We start from the raw sequence: 16,700 nt of genomic DNA on the forward strand, positions 1-16,700 counted from the left end.
ATATGCTCAGACAAATAATCAATACACGGTCGGTAACGATACTACTGCAACAAAATAAATAAATAGCGTTTAAATCATACCCGCGATATAATGAATTATATCAAAATAACGGAGGTAACCCTATGGCTAAGGCACTAATTCTAACATCTAAAAAACGTGTGGAAAAGTTTTCTGATTTAACAAATATTCCAAAGGATTGGGATCTCATTTTCGGTGAAGAACTCACTTCCGATGACGCCATTCTTTATGCCGGAGGCGATGCCGATTTCATTTTTGCCGATGCCGTTCGAGAGGTCAGTAAAAACTTAATTGATAACATGTCCAATCTAAAACTCATTCATTCTGAAGGGGTGGGCTATAATAAAATTGATCTTGATGCCGCAAAAGAAAAAGGAATCTATGTCTGCAATAATACTGCCGCTAACTCCGGAGCTGTGGCGGAACATACCATTCTGCTGATGCTGGGGCTTCAGCGAAGGCTTCTAGAGGGGGATCAGATGGTTCGCAGCGGCCAACAGATTCAGGCAAAGGGGTCATTTATTCTAGAAGGAATTTCCGAACTAGGGGCCTGTCATATAGGTCTAGTGGGAATGGGTTCTATTGCCTTTGAAACGGCAAAGCGATTGAAACCTTTTGGCTCAAAGCTAAGTTATTTTAGTCGCACCAGAAAAATCCAGACCGAAAAGGAATTGGGACTGTCCTATTTACCACTGGAAGAACTCTGTAAAACATGTGATATCATCAGCCTTCATCTGCCTGTAACACCAGAAACGACAGGACTGATCAATCAGGAGCTATTGACACTGATGAAACCAACAGCCTTGCTTATTAATACTGCCAGAGGCGAACTGGTTGTCCAGGAAAGTTTGGTCACAGCCCTAGTCAATGGTCAGATTGCCGGGGCAGGACTGGACACAATGAATCCTGAACCCGTTGAACTGGATAATCCGCTGCTTAATCTACCGGAGGATTGTCGATACAAACTGTTATTCACCCCCCATATTGCTGGGACTACCAAAGAGGCTTTTGAAAAAATGCACAAAACTGTATGGTCAAATATTTTAGCCGTATCAAAGGGGGAACAACCAATTAATTGTGTTAATGGGTTATAATCCAGCGCGAGCTGTTAATTTACCATAGTCAATATCACCGGAAATACAGTTCATCGGACATTTATCAACACATTCATAACATTGGCGACATTTATCATAATCAATTTTCGCACAATTATTTTCCACTTTTATGGCATCAAAATTACACGCTTTTTCACAGGCTCCGCAACCGATACAAGCAGTTGTACAGGATAATCGGGCAATCTTCCCTTTGTCCAAGTTATGACATTTAACGATGATTTCTTGTGTTATCGGCACCAAATTCATGACTGATTTTGGACAGGCATCCACACATTTACCACAGGATGTACATTTATCAGGATCGACCTTCGGCAGTCCGTCCTCACCCATGCTGATTGCATTGAATGGGCAAACGGACTTACAGGTTCCATACCCCATACAGCCATAACGACATCCTTTAGCACCACCCGAAGCAATCATTGCTTCACGGCAGTCCATTTCACCATAATAGTCAGCACGGTTAGGTGCCGTTTCACAGGTTCCCTGACAAATAACGGTTGCAATTTTTTTAACCGCGCTGCCAGCTTCTTTGCCCATAATTTTGGCAATCGCAGCGGCCGTATCACCTCCGCCAACCGGGCAGACATCAACAGCTGCTGAACCTTCCACAATTGAACCGGCCAATGCATCACATCCTGGGAAGCCACATCCGCCACAATTTGCGCCCGGCAAAGCTGCTCTGACTAAAGGAATCCGAGGGTCTTCCGGCACTTCAAAAACCTTGGCGGCAATAGCCAAGCCAATTCCAAAAAGCAATCCGAACGCACTAATAATACCTATTGGAACTAAAATTGCATTTAACATTTCCATATCCTCCTAACCCAGTTTCATTCCGGAAAAACCTAAAAATGCTATTGCCATTAATCCAGCACTTAATAATGCAATGGGAAATCCTTCAAAAGCCATTGGTATTTCTGAAGACTCAAGACGCTCACGAACCCCTGCAAAAAGGACAATTGCCAGTGTGAAACCCAATGCTGCACCGATCCCATTTACAATCGTTTCAATGAAATTATATTCATACTGAATATTTAAAAATGCCACTCCCAGCACTGCACAATTTGTTGTAATCAATGGCAAAAATACACCAAGGGCCTGATACAAGGACGGTGTCATTTTTTTTATAATCATTTCAACAAACTGAACCAATGCTGCAACAACTAAAATAAACGCAATTGTCTGTAAATAACCAAGGTTTAGGGGTTCCAGAATCGCATACTGGACGACATAGGTAATCGCTGATGCCAAAGCCATAACAAAAGTTACGGCCGCACCCATCCCAAGTGCTGTTTCAACTTTTTTTGAAACGCCAAGAAAAGGACAGATACCTAAAAAACGGGATAATACAAAGTTATTAACGAATATACTACTAATTAAAATAAAAATTAAACTCATTTATCTCTTCCTCCTATGCCTTTTTCTTTTTCCAATTAATAAGCCCCATTAAAAGACCGAGCGTTAAAAAAGCGCCTGGTGGAAGAATCATCAATATGACAGGTTCATACGAAGCGCCAAATAATGAAAGACCAAAAATACTGCCTGCTCCTAAAATCTCGCGCACAGAGCCGAGAACTGTTAATGACAATGTAAATCCAAGACCCATTCCAAGGCCATCAGCAAAAGAATCCGCAATTCCATTTGAAAAAGCAAAGGCTTCCGCACGGCCTAAAATAACACAGTTCACAACAATCAAGGGAATAAACAGTCCTAATGCGGCATCTAAGGCTGGTACATAAGCCTTCATTAACATGCCAATAATTGTTACAAAAGATGCGATAATCACGACAAAAGCCGGGATTCTGATGCTATTGGGAATTACTTTACGCAATGCTGATATAGCCACATTGGAACCGACAAGCACTGCGGTGGTCGCTAAACCCATTCCCATACCATTAATCGCCGATGTTGTAACCGCAAGAGTTGGACACATCCCCAGCACAAGTACGAATGTTGGATTTTCTTTTATGATTCCTCTGGTCAGGTTTTTTATAAAATTCATCTATATTCTCCCCTCTTATTTCGATAAAATCTGATAAACTTCATTTGAGATGTTTACGCCAAGTGTTACCGCCCTGGATGTGATCGTTGCTCCAGTAATAGCCTGAATTGAATTACTTCCGGATACAGGAGTACTTTTTACAACTGTAATTTTCTCTGAAGCTGTTAAACCTTTATATTGATCTTTAAATTTTGGTAGCGTCGCTTGTGCACCCAATCCCGGCGTTTCACTATGTTCTAGAATGGTTACGCCCTGAACAATACCATCCGTTGAAATACCGATCAATACTTGTACTTCTCCACTGTATCCACTTTGTGGCGCTGTTTTAACGGTATACCCAACCACTTCATTACCATTTTTGCCAATATAGGCTTCAACAAGTTCATCGGGATTGTCCAGACCTATTTCAGTTCCGATCTTTGTCAGATCTTCAGCGGGTATCTCTTCAAAATCTACCGCTTCGGAAAGCACTTCCTGCCGAGCCGTTTGATTTGTTGCTAAATTCATTTTCTCAATTGTACCCGCTGTCACATAATTTGTTAATGCCAAACAGCAGGCAGCAACAGCTGAAATCGCGAAGAGAATAAAGCCCAATTTAAAAACATTTTTCCAATCAATTTGAACTTTATTTTCCATTATGCCTGCACCTCCTTTTTCTTTTTAACAACACCATAAATTTTTTCCTTCGTGAAGCGATCTATTAAAGGGGTTGCAATATTCATGAGAAGAATCGAATAAGAACAGCCTTCTGGGTATCCGCCATATAAGCGAATAATCATTGTGATTAAACCACATCCAAGGGCAAATATTATCTGACCTTTTGGGGTAACCGGTGAAGAGGCATAATCGGTTGCCATGAAGAAAGCACCCAACATGACACCACCTGATACAATGTGTACCAGCGGATCCTGTCCAACTAAAACTGCAAAAGCGGCAACGGTTAAAAGATAAACCGTTGGTATCCGCCAGCTAATAATGCCTTTAAAAATAAGATATAACCCACCAACTAACAAGGCCAAAGCCGAGATTTCGCCAATACAACCGTAAACCCCGTTTAAGCCTGTAAATAAATCCAGTGTTGATGGCATGTTTGTTAAATCGCCTGATTTAAGAAGAGCCAGCGGTGTTGCTGTTGTCACCGTATCATAAGCTGGAATATAGGCGGTACTGGTCATACGGGTCGGCCATGAAGCAAGCAAAAAAGCTCTTGCCGCCAAAGCAGGATTCATAAAGTTCTGACCCAATCCGCCAAAACATTGTTTTACAATTGCAATTGCAAAAACAGATCCAATGACAGCAAGCCACCAAGGTGCATTAATTGGTAAATTAAAGCCCAGCAACACTCCGGTTACAACCGCACTCCAGTCATTAATAGTGACTGCTTTTTTAGATAATTTTTGAATAATTGCTTCCGTAGTCACTGCGGAAACAATACAAATTGCCACTAATGCCAATGCCCATACTCCAAAAACATATCCTGCAACCGCCAACGCTGGCAGCAACGCAATCAAAACATTTTGCATAATACTTGCCGTTGAATGCTTTGCATGGATATGAGGAGATGAGGATATGGTAAGATTTAAGTTATTCATCATAATTCCTCCTAATTTCCTTTTCTTCTCTGTGCAACAATCTCACGTTTAGCCACACGAATTGAAGAAACTAAGGTTCTTTTTGCAGGACAGATATAGGAGCAGCTTCCGCATTCAATACAATCCATGATATGGTTTTCTTCACATTGTTTCCATTTGTTTTTCTGCGAATACTCTGCCAGATTAAGCGGTTCCAAATGAATGGGGCAGACACTTAAACATTTTCCGCAGCGAATACAATTCGATGGGATGGATACGTTGGCAAATTCTTTAGTTAAACATAAAATTCCCGAAGTCCCTTTGATTACCGGTACTTCAGTTTCGAATTGAGAAACCCCCATCATGGGTCCACCTGAAATAACTTTTTGGGGTTCAGAAATAAATCCACCACACTGATCAATGACGGACTGAAAGGATACACCAATTCGGATTGCAAGAGTCTGCGGATTTTTAATCGCATCTCCGGTACAGGTTAAAAGGCGTTTGTATAATGGCATTCCGGTTGTCATAGACTCGGCTATCTGAGCAGCTGTTCCGACATTCATAACTACAACCCCGGCATCGGCTGGGAGTCCACCTGAAGGGACTTCGCGTCCGGTTATTGCTGTAATCAGTTGTTTTTCAGCTCCTTGAGGATATTTTGTATGTAGAGAATATATTTCCAAATTTAAATCGTTTCCAATCGCCTTAGTCAACGCTTGAATAGCTTCACCTTTATTATCTTCAATTCCAATAAAACCTTTTTCGACACCAACAGCTTTCATTGCAACTTTTAACCCTAGTACAATCTTTTCAGCTTGTGTCCGCATTAAATGATGATCTGCGGTTAAATACGGTTCACACTCCGCACCATTTAAAATAATAGAATCCACCTTTTTATCTGGTGGAACAGTTAATTTTACATGGGTTGGAAAGGTTGCTCCGCCCAGTCCGACAATGCCAGCATTCAAGATCATATTTTTGATGGACTCAGCATCCATTTTCTCCAATGACCCATACGGTTTGATGCTGGGTTCAAGTATATCCAGTCCATCTGATTCAATAACTACAGACATGACCCGATCCCCAGATGGATGCGGTCTGACCTCTACTGCAACAACCTTTCCAGAAACACTCGCATGTATTGGTACCGAAACAAAACCGTTTGGTTCCCCAATTTTTTGTCCAAGATAAACGTATTCACCTTTTTTCACATTTGGAGTACACGGTGCCCCAATGTGCATCGACATGGGTATGGTCACCATTTTTGGTTTTTCACCAAATTCCAAGGGAACTGCAGCTGTACTTTCCTTTCCATAAGGCGGATGGATCCCTCCCCTAAAAGTTCCATGTTTTACATTCATTTTAATTTTAACACCCCTCAATCATGATTTTATAAGAACCATCTAGATATTTGTATATACAAATGCACTTTAAATATAAAAGCTAGTATTAATCAATGAACGCATTTTGATATATTATATATAAATGATTAGTTATTTAAGTTAATTTTAATTCATTAAACCGCCATCATTTTAGAATAAAAAAAGGGTGGGAAACTCTATAAAAGAGCTTCCCACCCAGGAAACATATTTTTCTTGAAAACAGACTTTCATCTGTCCAACCGTATGTTAAATATTAAATTTGTACTCATTATACCTAACTTTGACAGTATTTGCAATCTTAAAATTTACAGCTCAGCAAAAAATTCAAAATATGATAAACTTTTATCCTTTTGCCAACAATCAAACTGAGATTGAAACTCATCGTTTGTTTTTGTTTTTTACCTGTCTTTTGGCTTGTTTCATTTCACCTTTGCTGCCAAACATTTTTTTAATTTTCTCCTCTTCCAATTGTCGCGAGTTCAGGCCCACGTATTCCATTTCTTTTTGCAGTTTACAATAATTTGCAAATCGTTTTTCTGACAATATCCCCGTTTCGATGGCATTTTGCACTGCACAACCAGGTTCTCCGGTGTGGGTACAGTCTCGAAAGCGGCAATTCTCAGCCAAACTCTCTATATCCTCAAAAAATTTAGCTAAATTTGCGCTATCTAAATGCAGTTCCCGCATACCAGGGGTATCGATGACAATCCCGCTATTTGGCAACAACAGCAGTTGATGATGGGTTGTGGCGTGGCGCCCACGATCATCATTGCGAATGTTTTTGGTTTGAAGCACTTCTTCCCCCATGAGCCGATTGATGATGGTAGATTTGCCCACCCCTGATGATCCAATAAAGGCAATTGTTTTTCCTAGTGTTAGGTAGTCAGCAATCTCATCATAGCCCCGATTATCCTTACTGGAACAGACCACCACATCCGTTCCCACCCGGACACTGGAAATTTCATTCAGACGACGATTCAGGTCATCACATAAATCCGCCTTTTCTTTTATATTGATCTTATTGTAAATGATTCTTTTCAATTAAGTCAAGACAAATAAATGACATCTCTATGATTAATACTCTAAAGCTTAATTTTGTTTGATTAAATTTTTATTGTTTTCTGTAAATATGGAATACATTAATCTATACCGGTGCGAACTGACTATTATAAAGCCGTTCATAATAGCTTCCATTTTTTAATAACTGAAGATGTGTTCCACGCTCTACAATGTTGCCATGATCAAGTACCAGGATCAAATCGGCGTCGCGTATTGTTGAAAGCCTGTGGGCGATCACAAAACTTGTCCGGCCTTTAATCATTTTCTCAAATGCTTTTTGGATATGGTTTTCTGTTCGGGTATCGATATTGCTTGTGGCTTCATCTAAAATAAGCATTGGCGGATCGACAAGCATGACTCTGGCAATGGTAAGAAGTTGTTTTTGTCCTTGTGATAAATTTTCACCTTCGTCAAAAATCAAGGTGTCGTAACCATTCGGCAAACATTTTATAAAGTCATGAGCCTCAGCCGCTTTAGCTGCAGCAATGATTTCTGCTTCCGTTGCATCCGGTTTACCATAGGAAATATTATCGCGAATACTACCTGCAAACAACCAAGTATCCTGTAGTACCATACCAAAATTACGCCGTAAGCTGTCACGCTTGATGGCGTTGATATTTGTGCCATCAACCGAAATAAAACCGCTGTCAACATCATAAAATCGCATTAGTAAGTTGACGAGGGTCGTCTTACCTGCACCGGTTTGACCAACGATGGCAATTCTGCTTCCTGGCTTTACATTAAGATTGAAATCAATAATCAGAGGCTGATCCGGGTGATATGAAAAGCTTACATGATTAAAGCTGATCTCACCCTGACTGTGTTTAAGTATGATGGCGTCTTTTGCATCCGGTTTTTCTGACGGCATGTCAAGAATATTAAAGATACGTTGTGCTGATGCAACCCCGGATTGTACTTGTGTAAAGACTCCGGATAAATCGTTAAACGGTTTTGCAAAAAGGCTTGCGTAAATCAGGAAACTTGATAGCTCACCCACAGTGAGTTGGCCTGAAATTGCTAGTATGCTGCCGATGACACCGATGGCAGAAAAGGTAATATTATTGACAAGACGGGTTGTTGGTCCGGATAGCGAGCCATAGAACTGCGATTTTACACCGGAACGATATAATGCGGTGTTAATCTTCGCAAATTCTTCGAAAGAATGCGCTTCATAATTAAAAGCCTTAACGATTTTTTGTCCGCCAATCATTTCTTCAACATAACCGTTTAATTCACCCAAGCTTTTTGCCTGACCTTTAAACATTTGCTGTGAACGTGTGGTAATAAACCGGGCCACTAGAAAAGAAGCCGGAGCCGATAAAACAACAACCAGCGTCATCTCTGGTTTGATATACAACATGAATCCGATCACTCCAATGATGGTAACAATCCCTGTAAGCAGCATTGCCCCTCCTTGGAGCATTCCATCTGAAATAGCGTCCATGTCATTGATAAAGCGGCTGATGGTATCGCCATGAGAATGGGTGTCAAAGAATTTCAGCGGTAGCGTATTTATTTTGGCAATCAGTTGATGACGCATATCATTAACCGTTTGATAAGCTAAGCAATTTGTTAAATAAGTTAACAGCCATACAAATATATTACTAACAATATAAATCAGCGCAAGCGCTATTAAAATATATTTTATACCAGCGAAGTCCACCGTGCCAATCCCGATCATATGATCGATGGACTTACCGATCAGTAGCGGTCCGATCAATGTCGAAACAACGCTTAAAATAGCAGCTATAAAAGATCCGATTGCGTGGCTTTTATACTTTTCGATGTATTTTAAAATTCGTGTAAACGTCGCTTTGTTCATAATAAAACCTCCTCACTTGAAAGCTGGGACAGACAGATCTCTTTATAAACTTCACAGCTATCCATCAGTTCTTTATGTGAACCATAACCAACAATATGACGATCATCAAACACAATAATTTTATCCGCCTGCTTGATCGTACTGGCTCGTTGAGACACAATCAGAACCGTCATGTTTTGACTGCTTTTTTTAATAGCCAGTCTTAGGGCAGCATCTGTGGCAAAGTCCAGTGCGCTGGAAGAATCATCCAATATCAAAATATCAGGCTTTGAAACCATCGCCCGTGCAATCGTTAAGCGTTGTTTTTGCCCCCCTGAAAAATTCAATCCGCCACGCGAAACATGGGTATTATAGCCTTCAGGAAGTTTTGAAATAAATTCATCGGCCTGGGCAATTTTTGCGGCTGTTATTACTTCTTCATCCGTGGCATCTTGTTTTCCCCAACGAATATTTTCAGCAATGCTGCCAGTGAACAGCATCATGTTCTGTGGAACGATCCCGATTTTCTCCCGAAGCTCATGCAACGGATAGTTTTTAACATTAATACCATCAACAAACACCGCACCCTTTACCACATCGTAAAATCTGGGAATAAGGTTAACAAAAGTGGATTTTCCGGATCCAGTACTGCCGATCACGCCAATGGTCTCGCCTTTTTTGATGGTGACTGAAATATCCTCAAGAGCCATATTATCGATCTGATTGTAAGCAAAGGACACATTGCAGAATTGAATGGATGGGCTACTGTTACTCATCACTTGCGAAATCTGACTGGGATTGTCTGGAATGGAGGTATTAGCCGCCAACACTTCATTGATACGGCCAGCCGATGTCACGGCCTTGGTGAAGATAATCACCAAGTTCGACACGACGATCAGCGCGAGCAGTATCTGAGTAATATAATTGACAAAGGCAATGATTTCCCCCTGAGAAAGCGTTCCTGAATTGATATGAAACCCGGCTGTCCATAATATCGCGATGATGGCAGCATTCATCACAAAGGATGTCAGCGGATTGAGTAATGCTGAGATTTTACCGACATGAATGGCGACATCGGTTAGATCATCATTGGCATCATAAAATCGTTCCTTCTCATTTTCAATTCGGGCAAAGGCTCGGATTACTCTGACTCCAGAAAGATTTTCGCGTAAGATCAATGCCATTTTGTCAAGTTTCTGTTGATATTTACGGTACAGTGGTGATGATTTGCTGATAACAAGGTACAAGATCACAGCAAAAATAGGTGTAGCAGCTAAAAAAATCAGTGATAAACGAAAATCCATAATCATGGACATAATGATAGCCCCGATACAAATAAAGGGTGCGCGTATGACGAGACGTATCAGCATGGCAACCGCAAGTTGAAGTTGATTGACATCATTTGTAATGCGATTGATCAATGAAGATGTGCCAAATCGATCGATTTCCACATAAGAAAGCGATGAAATATGTTTAAAAAGGGTATTTCTTAATGTTGTACCAAACCCCTGAGAGGTACGCGCCGCATAATATTGGCAGATCATCGAGCAGCAAAATCCTAATACTGCCATCAGAAGCATCACCCCTCCCATTTCAAGAACATAATCTTGATTATGTTGACCAACCCCATTGTTAATGATTAGTGCCATAATGGTAGGCAGCAGCAACTCAAATATTGCCTCCAGCAACTTAAACGCCGGGCCAATGATACACTCTTTTTTATATGGTTTTAAAAAGACAGCAAGTTTGAACAAATTTATCAACCTCCATTTTAGAAAATATTAGAAATCTATTGCCTAATTTTAGTTTCCCGACTAAAATTATAACATGCAAACTCGCATATGAAAAATATCTATTTTGTATGGGTGATATACGAAAATCGTATGGTATATATTTATTGGAGGTTTCTATGGATATCAAGCAATTGAAGTACTTTCTTGCCATTGCTGAAGAAGGCCAAATAACTTCTGCAGCTAAAAAGCTTAATATGGCCCAACCGCCATTAAGTCATCAGCTTAAGCTATTGGAAGAAGAACTAGGAGTGAAACTTTTCGAGCGGGGTCCTCGGCATGTACAGCTTACTGATTCAGGAAAAATACTGATGAACCGAGCCCACCAGATTTTAGAGCTAACCAACTCAGTTGTAAAAGAAGTGACGGATTTGAGCAACGGATTACAGGGAACTTTATCCATCGGTACAGTTTCTTCCTCGGGAGCAACTCTGTTAAATGAAAGGATGTCGGAATTTCACAAGCAATATGACAATATCAAATTTGAAATATTCGAAGGGAATACCTTTACTCTGATTGATTTGTTAAATAAAGGGATTATTGAAGTGGGCATTGTCAGAACACCCTTCAATGCTTTAAATTTCGAGTGTAAATATGCAAAAACAGAACCGATGATTGCAGCCATACCAAAAGAAATGAATTGGGAATCAAATAACATGACTCTATCCATCCGCGAACTCAAAAACAAACCGTTGATCATTTACCGTAGATTTGAACAGCTCATTTGCGATACTTGTATGGAACACGGCTTTGCTCCGGAAATATTCTGTAAATGTGATGACGCAAGAACAGCACTTTTATGGGCAAATGCAGGGACTGGAATAGCGATTATTCCCAAATCCGCATTTGAACTTGCAGCCAATAGTAATCTGGTTGTCAAAGAGATCAAAAGTGAAAAGTTGAAAACAAAAATAGCTGCAATATGGGTAAAAGATAGATATATTTCGCCACTTGCATCGAACTTTATCAAAAGCTTTGGAATCGTGTAATCGGTACATAAAAAGCGACTAAATAATAGCATTTAGTCGCTTTTTATGTTTTTTATTTTACTTGATCTTCATTATTTTTGGCATCGATTTTCTTTTTATTATATTAATCCATCCAGTGCTAAATTCACTTTTAATACATTAACTCCAGATTCGCCCCAAAATCCAAGGAATCTCTCAGAAGTATATTTGTCTATGACTGATCTAACAGCAGCCTCATCGATTCCTCTCGCACTTGCAATACGCGCCACCTGATATTCAGCTGCTTCAGGAGAAATATTAGGATCAACTCCGCTTGCAGATGCTGTTACCAGGTCCATGGGAATATCTCCAATATTATTCTGATCGAGGGCATGCCACCCTGCCACACGTTCCTGCACCAGAGTATTTTGTTCTTCACTGGTTGGTGATAAATTAGATGCACCCATCGGTCTGCCAATTAAATATTCCGGATTGGTAAATTCCTGCCCAAGTAATGCAGACCCAACATCTATTTTTGTGCCATTTTCTTGTGTTATCGTAATAATGCTACCATTTGACTGATTTGGAAATACAATTTGTGCAATACCTGTCACAAAAATCGGATAAATAACACCACAAAGTAACGTCATAACAATGAAACACACCAACACTGGTCGTAAATCTTTTCCAATTCTTTTCATCATATCATTTCACCTCATACCAAACCGCTTACGGTCAGCAATACATCAATCAGTTTAATTGCCACAAAAGGTGCTACAATCCCACCTAAACCATAAATTAGCATATTTCTTTTTAATAGTTTGCCAGCTGGCATTTCATGATATTTCACACCCTTCAGAGCCAAAGGAATCAACGCAATGATTATTAAGGCATTGTAGATAATGGCTGATAAAATAGCACTTTTTGTACTGGTTAGTCCCATAAAGTTAAGTGCCATTAATTGTGGATAAATACCAAAAAACAGAACTGGAATAATGGCAAAATATTTTGCCACATCATTTGCTACACTAAATGTTGTTAGTGCGCCTCTTGTCATCAATAACTGCTTTCCTATTCTTACAATATCAATGAGTTTAGTTGGGCTTGAATCCAGGTCAACCATATTTCCTGCTTCCTTGGCTGCCTGCGTCCCAGTGTTCATTGCCACTGCCACATCTGCCTGGGCAAGGGCCGGCGCATCATTGGTTCCATCGCCAGTCATCGCGACAAGATGTCCTTTGGATTGGTAATCACGAATTAGTATCAGCTTAGCTTCTGGCGTTGCTTCTGCCAAAAAGTCATCTACTCCTGCTTCGGCTGCGATGGCAGCCGCTGTCATAGGATTGTCACCAGTGATCATAATGGTCTTGATGCCCATTTTTCGCAAGTCTTCAAAACGTTCTTTAACACCGTTCTTAACAATATCTTTGAGATAAATCACGCCTAATATGATGTTGTTTTTTACAACGACAAGAGGTGTTCCGCCATCACTTGCCACTTGCTTTACAATTTGGTTGCATTCCTCCGGATAATCCCCACCTTTGTCTAGAACGAAGTTTTTCACTGCTTCTGCCGCACCTTTTCGAATCTCGTTCCCTTGGTAATCAATCCCGCTCATTCTCGTTTTTGCCGTAAATTCCACAAAGGTTGCACCTAGCTTGGTAAGATCACGTCCTCTTATTCCAAAACGTTCTTTAGCAAGAACGACAATACTTCTGCCTTCAGCTGTTTCATCAGCAAGTGAAGAAAGCTGAGCAGCATCGGCAAGATCCTTTTCCGTCACCCCATTTACTGGAATAAAAACACTAGCTTGTCGGTTCCCAAGGGTAATGGTTCCTGTTTTATCTAATAAAAGGACATCCACATCACCTGCGGCTTCAATCGCTCTGCCACTCATTGCCAATACATTGGCTTGATTAAGCCGACTCATCCCAGCAATCCCAATTGATGAAAGAAGTGCTCCTATTGTTGTGGGAGCCAAACATACTAATAATGCGATTACATTGGTGATAGAAATTGCCGACCCTTGACCGACCTGACTGCTTACGAAATTTGAAAACGGCAACAAGGTTGCTGTAACCACCAGGAAAATAATGGTAAGTGTTACCAGAAGTATTTGAAGCGCTATTTCGTTTGGTGTTTTTTTTCGAGAAGCGCCTTCTACCATTGCAATCATCTTATCGAGAAAGCTTTCTCCCGCTTCCGCTGTTACCTGAACGACAAGCCAGTCGGACAAAAGGGTAGTTCCTCCTGTAACAGCACTTCTATCCCCGCCTGATTCTCGAATTACCGGCGCGGATTCCCCTGTTATGGCACTTTCATCGACTGATGCAGCGCCATCAATCACATCACCATCCATGGGTATCTGTTCTCCAGATTTAACATAAACAATGTCGCCCTTTTTCAAGAGATTTGACAGTACTTCGGTATAGTCTTCAAAATTAGATGCTGATTTCAGTTTTTTGGCTTTTACATCTTTTCTGGCACTGCGTAAACTGTCTGCCTGTGCCCGGCCTCGGCCCTCTGCGATGGCCTCAGCGAAATTTGCAAAAAGAACCGTAAACCAAAGAATAAGAGCAATTGCCAAAGTATAACCTGAATTCTCATCCTTTATTCCTGCGAAACTTATAAAAAATAGAATGGTTGTAAAAATCGCTCCAATATAAACGACTAACATAACCGGATTTTTAATCTGAATTCGCGGTGTCAATTTTGCAAAAGACTGCCTTATTGCATCTTTGAAAATATTCTTATTTAAATCTTTATCTTTCACTAATATCACCTCACTTGATCGTTGTAAAGAAATCTGCAATTGGCCCTAATGCTAAAGCAGGCAAAAAGCTGAGTGCTCCGATTAATAGCACAATAACAATAAGCAGTCCTACAAATAACGCATTGCTTGTTGAAAGGGTTCCATCGCTTGCAGCAACAATTTTCTTATTTGATAAATTCCCAGCGAGAAACACAACTGCAACTAACGGGATAAAACGTACAAACAGCATCATTATCCCGCCAATCACATTTGTGAATATCGTATTTGCCGTAAAACCGCCAAAGGCACTTCCGTTATTAGCTCCCATTGATGTAAATGCATAGAGTAATTCTGAAAACCCATGTGCTCCCGAGTTTGTTAACCATGTGCTCGCCTGGGGCATGAGAACCGCAGTTGCTGTTCCAAACAAGGTTAAAAGCGGGGGAACAAGAACAATTAGACATACCATTTTCATATCAAACGCTTCAATTTTTTTCCCTAAATACTCAGGCGTTCTTCCTACCATCAGCCCGGCGATAAACACAGTTAGGATCACAAACGCAATCATCCCGTATAATCCACTACCAACACCACCAAAAACAACTTCGCCAAGCTGCATTAAGAACATGAGAATCATCCCACCTAATGGCGTGAAACTATCAAGCATCGCATTTACCGAACCGTTAGAAGCTGCTGTTGTTGCTGCTCCCCATAGAGCTGATGTTCCAACACCATGAATGATTTCTTTACCTTCCATATTACCTGAAGCCATGACGCCTTGAAAAACAGGTGCTAGATATTGCTCACTATATGTTAAAACTGCAAGTGCCACCACAAACAGAATTAGCATAGCTGCATAAATTGATCTTCCTTGTTTACTGTCCTTTACTGCTTTTCCAAAAGAAATGCAAAGGGCTGCCGGAATCAATAGAATTGATAAAAGCTGCAGAAAATTAGACAATGCTGTAGGATTTTCGAGAGGAAACGCTGAGTTAAGTCCAAAGAATCCGCCGCCATTTGTACCAAGCTGTTTAATTGCAATCTGGCTTGCAGCCGGTCCTAAAGGTACTGTCTGAGCTGATCCACCTTGAAGTGTTACAATTTCTTTATAAGGTGCAAGTGTTTGGACAACACCTTGTGAAACAAGAATAATCGCAAGTATCAGTGACAATGGAATGAGCACATACAACGTTGTTCTTATTAAATCTTTCCAAAAGCTTCCAATTGTTGTTTTTTTTGTTGCTATGAAACCTCTTGTTAAGGCAAACAAAACGGCAATCCCTGTTGCTGCTGTTAAAAAGTTCTGAACGCCTAGCCCCACTGCTTGAGTAAAATATGATAGACTAAGCTCTCCTGAATAGGCCTGCCAGTTTGTATTTGTAACAAAACTTGCCGCTGTATTAAACGCCAAATCCCAACTAGGTGCTTGAAAATTCTCTGGGTTAAAGGGCAAACTACTTTGAAACATTTGAATTCCAAAAACGAAGATGAGTCCGATAAAACTAAATATTACTACCGAAAAAGCATATTTTCGCGGACTCATTTCATCTTCATCATTCATTCCCATTAACTTATAAATACTTCTTTCAACAGGAACAATGACACGAGATAGAAATACCGTTTGACCAGTCATTACCTTATAAATGTAATGACCAAGAGGAAATGAAAGAGCCACTAATACTATTAAAAATAAACCATCCTCAATCACAATAGAGCTCATAATTTTTCACCATTAAATAACACATAAACAAGATATACCAACAAAGCCAGTGCTACAAATCCTGAAATGATTAAAACAACTCCCATTTATTGTCACTTCCCTTCCTTTTTTTGCAAATGACCAACGTGATTCTTGTCATATTCGACAACATATAAATCATCGTCTTCTTTCTCTGGTTCATCCCCAAAATCAATAGGTTTATTCGTGGGTCGACCTTCAAAAGACGATATTCTTTCCAAATTTCTGTATGCGGGTTTATATGTTGGATCCAAAACATTGGCAACCCGATAATGTTTATGGGCCAAATTATCCTCCTTTAACAGTTCCTCTAAAATACCGTATAGGTTATGAACACATGGAGAATGCGGATTTTCATACATCGCATTCTTAATTCTTTCTTCCGCCAGCACAAAATTCCCCAATTTTAAGGCGTTTTTTGCTAAATCAATATATTCTTCAAAAGCATTTTGACAATTAGACATTTTTTCCTCCCTAACAAAAGTTATTTCTTTGTACCTTTATTATAGTTATTTCTCAATAAAT

16 protein-coding genes and 1 other annotated feature are annotated in these 16,700 nt (G+C 40.2%); of the genes, 2 read left to right on the forward strand and 14 right to left on the reverse strand.

What is annotated here, in order from left to right:
- The first annotated feature begins 122 nt into the window (after window positions 1-122).
- Window positions 123-1,112 carry a 2-hydroxyacid dehydrogenase gene (locus FZC40_RS09920; protein ID WP_148603853.1) on the forward strand — a complete coding sequence of 330 codons (990 nt, stop codon included), beginning with the start codon at window positions 123-125 and terminating at the stop codon, window positions 1,110-1,112.
- On the opposite strand, the gene FZC40_RS09925 is transcribed toward FZC40_RS09920, so the two are convergent.
- From FZC40_RS09925 to FZC40_RS09965, 9 genes are all read right to left on the reverse strand, one after another.
- Window positions 1,107-1,937 carry an RnfABCDGE type electron transport complex subunit B gene (locus FZC40_RS09925; RefSeq protein ID WP_148603855.1) on the reverse strand — a complete coding sequence of 277 codons (831 nt, stop codon included), beginning with the start codon at window positions 1,935-1,937 and terminating at the stop codon, window positions 1,107-1,109. The genes FZC40_RS09920 and FZC40_RS09925 overlap by 6 nt on opposite strands.
- A gap of 12 nt (window positions 1,938-1,949) precedes the next feature.
- Window positions 1,950-2,528: an electron transport complex subunit RsxA gene (gene rsxA, locus FZC40_RS09930; RefSeq protein ID WP_148603857.1), complete on the reverse strand. Its 579-nt coding sequence runs from the start codon at window positions 2,526-2,528 to the stop codon at window positions 1,950-1,952.
- A gap of 13 nt (window positions 2,529-2,541) precedes the next feature.
- Window positions 2,542-3,132 carry an RnfABCDGE type electron transport complex subunit E gene (locus FZC40_RS09935; RefSeq protein WP_148603860.1) on the reverse strand — a complete coding sequence of 197 codons (591 nt, stop codon included), beginning with the start codon at window positions 3,130-3,132 and terminating at the stop codon, window positions 2,542-2,544.
- A 15-nt stretch (window positions 3,133-3,147) separates the two neighbouring features.
- Window positions 3,148-3,768 carry an RnfABCDGE type electron transport complex subunit G gene (locus FZC40_RS09940; RefSeq protein WP_148603862.1) on the reverse strand — a complete coding sequence of 207 codons (621 nt, stop codon included), beginning with the start codon at window positions 3,766-3,768 and terminating at the stop codon, window positions 3,148-3,150.
- Window positions 3,768-4,724, reverse strand: coding sequence for an RnfABCDGE type electron transport complex subunit D (locus tag FZC40_RS09945; RefSeq protein ID WP_148603864.1), 957 nt, complete (start codon window positions 4,722-4,724; stop codon window positions 3,768-3,770). Before FZC40_RS09945 ends, FZC40_RS09940 begins: the two co-directional genes overlap by 1 nt.
- 11 nt (window positions 4,725-4,735) lie before the next feature.
- On the reverse strand, window positions 4,736-6,067 hold the full coding sequence (gene rsxC / locus FZC40_RS09950) for an electron transport complex subunit RsxC (RefSeq protein WP_148603867.1): 1,332 nt from the start codon (window positions 6,065-6,067) through the stop codon (window positions 4,736-4,738).
- Window positions 6,068-6,273: 206 nt separating this feature from the next.
- Window positions 6,274-6,329: a sequence feature (sodium ion sensor (DUF1646 type); this cis-regulatory element may regulate processes involved in with the transportation of sodium ions), on the reverse strand.
- Window positions 6,330-6,466: 137 nt separating this feature from the next.
- The gene (rsgA, locus tag FZC40_RS09955; RefSeq protein WP_148603869.1) at window positions 6,467-7,129 is read right to left on the reverse strand and encodes a ribosome small subunit-dependent GTPase A; all 663 of its coding nucleotides are present in this window, start codon (window positions 7,127-7,129) and stop codon (window positions 6,467-6,469) included.
- 103 nt (window positions 7,130-7,232) lie between these two features.
- Entirely contained in the window at window positions 7,233-8,969 is a 1,737-nt protein-coding gene (locus FZC40_RS09960; RefSeq protein WP_148603871.1) for an ABC transporter ATP-binding protein, read from the reverse strand.
- The gene (locus FZC40_RS09965) at window positions 8,966-10,702 is read right to left on the reverse strand and encodes an ABC transporter ATP-binding protein (RefSeq protein ID WP_148603873.1); all 1,737 of its coding nucleotides are present in this window, start codon (window positions 10,700-10,702) and stop codon (window positions 8,966-8,968) included. The genes FZC40_RS09960 and FZC40_RS09965 overlap by 4 nt, the downstream gene beginning before the upstream one ends.
- A gap of 155 nt (window positions 10,703-10,857) precedes the next feature.
- Here FZC40_RS09965 and FZC40_RS09970 point away from each other — a divergent pair, with 155 nt between their 5' ends.
- A complete protein-coding gene (locus tag FZC40_RS09970; protein WP_148603875.1) occupies window positions 10,858-11,727 on the forward strand; it encodes a LysR family transcriptional regulator in 870 nt (289 codons plus the stop codon).
- Window positions 11,728-11,825: 98 nt separating this feature from the next.
- Here the strand turns inward: FZC40_RS09970 and kdpC are convergent, their stop codons facing one another.
- Genes kdpC through FZC40_RS09995 form a run of 5 tightly spaced genes read right to left on the reverse strand, consistent with a single transcriptional unit; the run spans window position 11,826 to window position 16,639 of the window.
- Window positions 11,826-12,386 (reverse strand): K(+)-transporting ATPase subunit C, encoded by a 561-nt coding sequence (gene kdpC / locus FZC40_RS09975; RefSeq protein WP_148604011.1) that lies wholly within the window; start codon window positions 12,384-12,386, stop codon window positions 11,826-11,828.
- Window positions 12,387-12,400: 14 nt separating this feature from the next.
- The gene (gene kdpB / locus FZC40_RS09980) at window positions 12,401-14,458 is read right to left on the reverse strand and encodes a potassium-transporting ATPase subunit KdpB (RefSeq protein WP_148603877.1); all 2,058 of its coding nucleotides are present in this window, start codon (window positions 14,456-14,458) and stop codon (window positions 12,401-12,403) included.
- 10 nt (window positions 14,459-14,468) lie between these two features.
- On the reverse strand, window positions 14,469-16,157 hold the full coding sequence (gene kdpA / locus FZC40_RS09985) for a potassium-transporting ATPase subunit KdpA (protein ID WP_148603879.1): 1,689 nt from the start codon (window positions 16,155-16,157) through the stop codon (window positions 14,469-14,471).
- On the reverse strand, window positions 16,154-16,243 hold the full coding sequence (gene kdpF / locus FZC40_RS17775; protein WP_148567014.1) for a K(+)-transporting ATPase subunit F: 90 nt from the start codon (window positions 16,241-16,243) through the stop codon (window positions 16,154-16,156). The genes kdpA and kdpF overlap by 4 nt, the downstream gene beginning before the upstream one ends.
- A 6-nt stretch (window positions 16,244-16,249) precedes the next feature.
- Window positions 16,250-16,639 carry a tetratricopeptide repeat protein gene (locus FZC40_RS09995; protein ID WP_148603881.1) on the reverse strand — a complete coding sequence of 130 codons (390 nt, stop codon included), beginning with the start codon at window positions 16,637-16,639 and terminating at the stop codon, window positions 16,250-16,252.
- Between the last annotated feature and the right edge of the window lie 61 nt (window positions 16,640-16,700).

The organism is Acetobacterium tundrae (assembly GCF_008086615.1).
Classification (GTDB): domain Bacteria; phylum Bacillota; class Clostridia; order Eubacteriales; family Eubacteriaceae; genus Acetobacterium; species Acetobacterium tundrae.

Bases quoted from the DNA above. Each gene is read 5' to 3' on its own strand.
- FZC40_RS09920 (WP_148603853.1), top strand. From the start codon at position 123: ATGGCTAAGGCACTAATTCTAACATCTAAAAAACGTGTGGAAAAGTTT.
- FZC40_RS09925 (WP_148603855.1), bottom strand. From the start codon at position 1,937: ATGTTAAATGCAATTTTAGTTCCAATAGGTATTATTAGTGCGTTCGGA.
- rsxA (WP_148603857.1), bottom strand. From the start codon at position 2,528: ATGAGTTTAATTTTTATTTTAATTAGTAGTATATTCGTTAATAACTTT.
- FZC40_RS09935 (WP_148603860.1), bottom strand. From the start codon at position 3,132: ATGAATTTTATAAAAAACCTGACCAGAGGAATCATAAAAGAAAATCCA.
- FZC40_RS09940 (WP_148603862.1), bottom strand. From the start codon at position 3,768: ATGGAAAATAAAGTTCAAATTGATTGGAAAAATGTTTTTAAATTGGGC.
- FZC40_RS09945 (WP_148603864.1), bottom strand. From the start codon at position 4,724: ATGAATAACTTAAATCTTACCATATCCTCATCTCCTCATATCCATGCA.
- rsxC (WP_148603867.1), bottom strand. From the start codon at position 6,067: ATGAATGTAAAACATGGAACTTTTAGGGGAGGGATCCATCCGCCTTAT.
- FZC40_RS09960 (WP_148603871.1), bottom strand. From the start codon at position 8,969: ATGAACAAAGCGACGTTTACACGAATTTTAAAATACATCGAAAAGTAT.
- FZC40_RS09970 (WP_148603875.1), top strand. From the start codon at position 10,858: ATGGATATCAAGCAATTGAAGTACTTTCTTGCCATTGCTGAAGAAGGC.
- kdpC (WP_148604011.1), bottom strand. From the start codon at position 12,386: ATGAAAAGAATTGGAAAAGATTTACGACCAGTGTTGGTGTGTTTCATT.
- kdpA (WP_148603879.1), bottom strand. From the start codon at position 16,157: ATGAGCTCTATTGTGATTGAGGATGGTTTATTTTTAATAGTATTAGTG.
- kdpF (WP_148567014.1), bottom strand. From the start codon at position 16,243: ATGGGAGTTGTTTTAATCATTTCAGGATTTGTAGCACTGGCTTTGTTG.
- FZC40_RS09995 (WP_148603881.1), bottom strand. From the start codon at position 16,639: ATGTCTAATTGTCAAAATGCTTTTGAAGAATATATTGATTTAGCAAAA.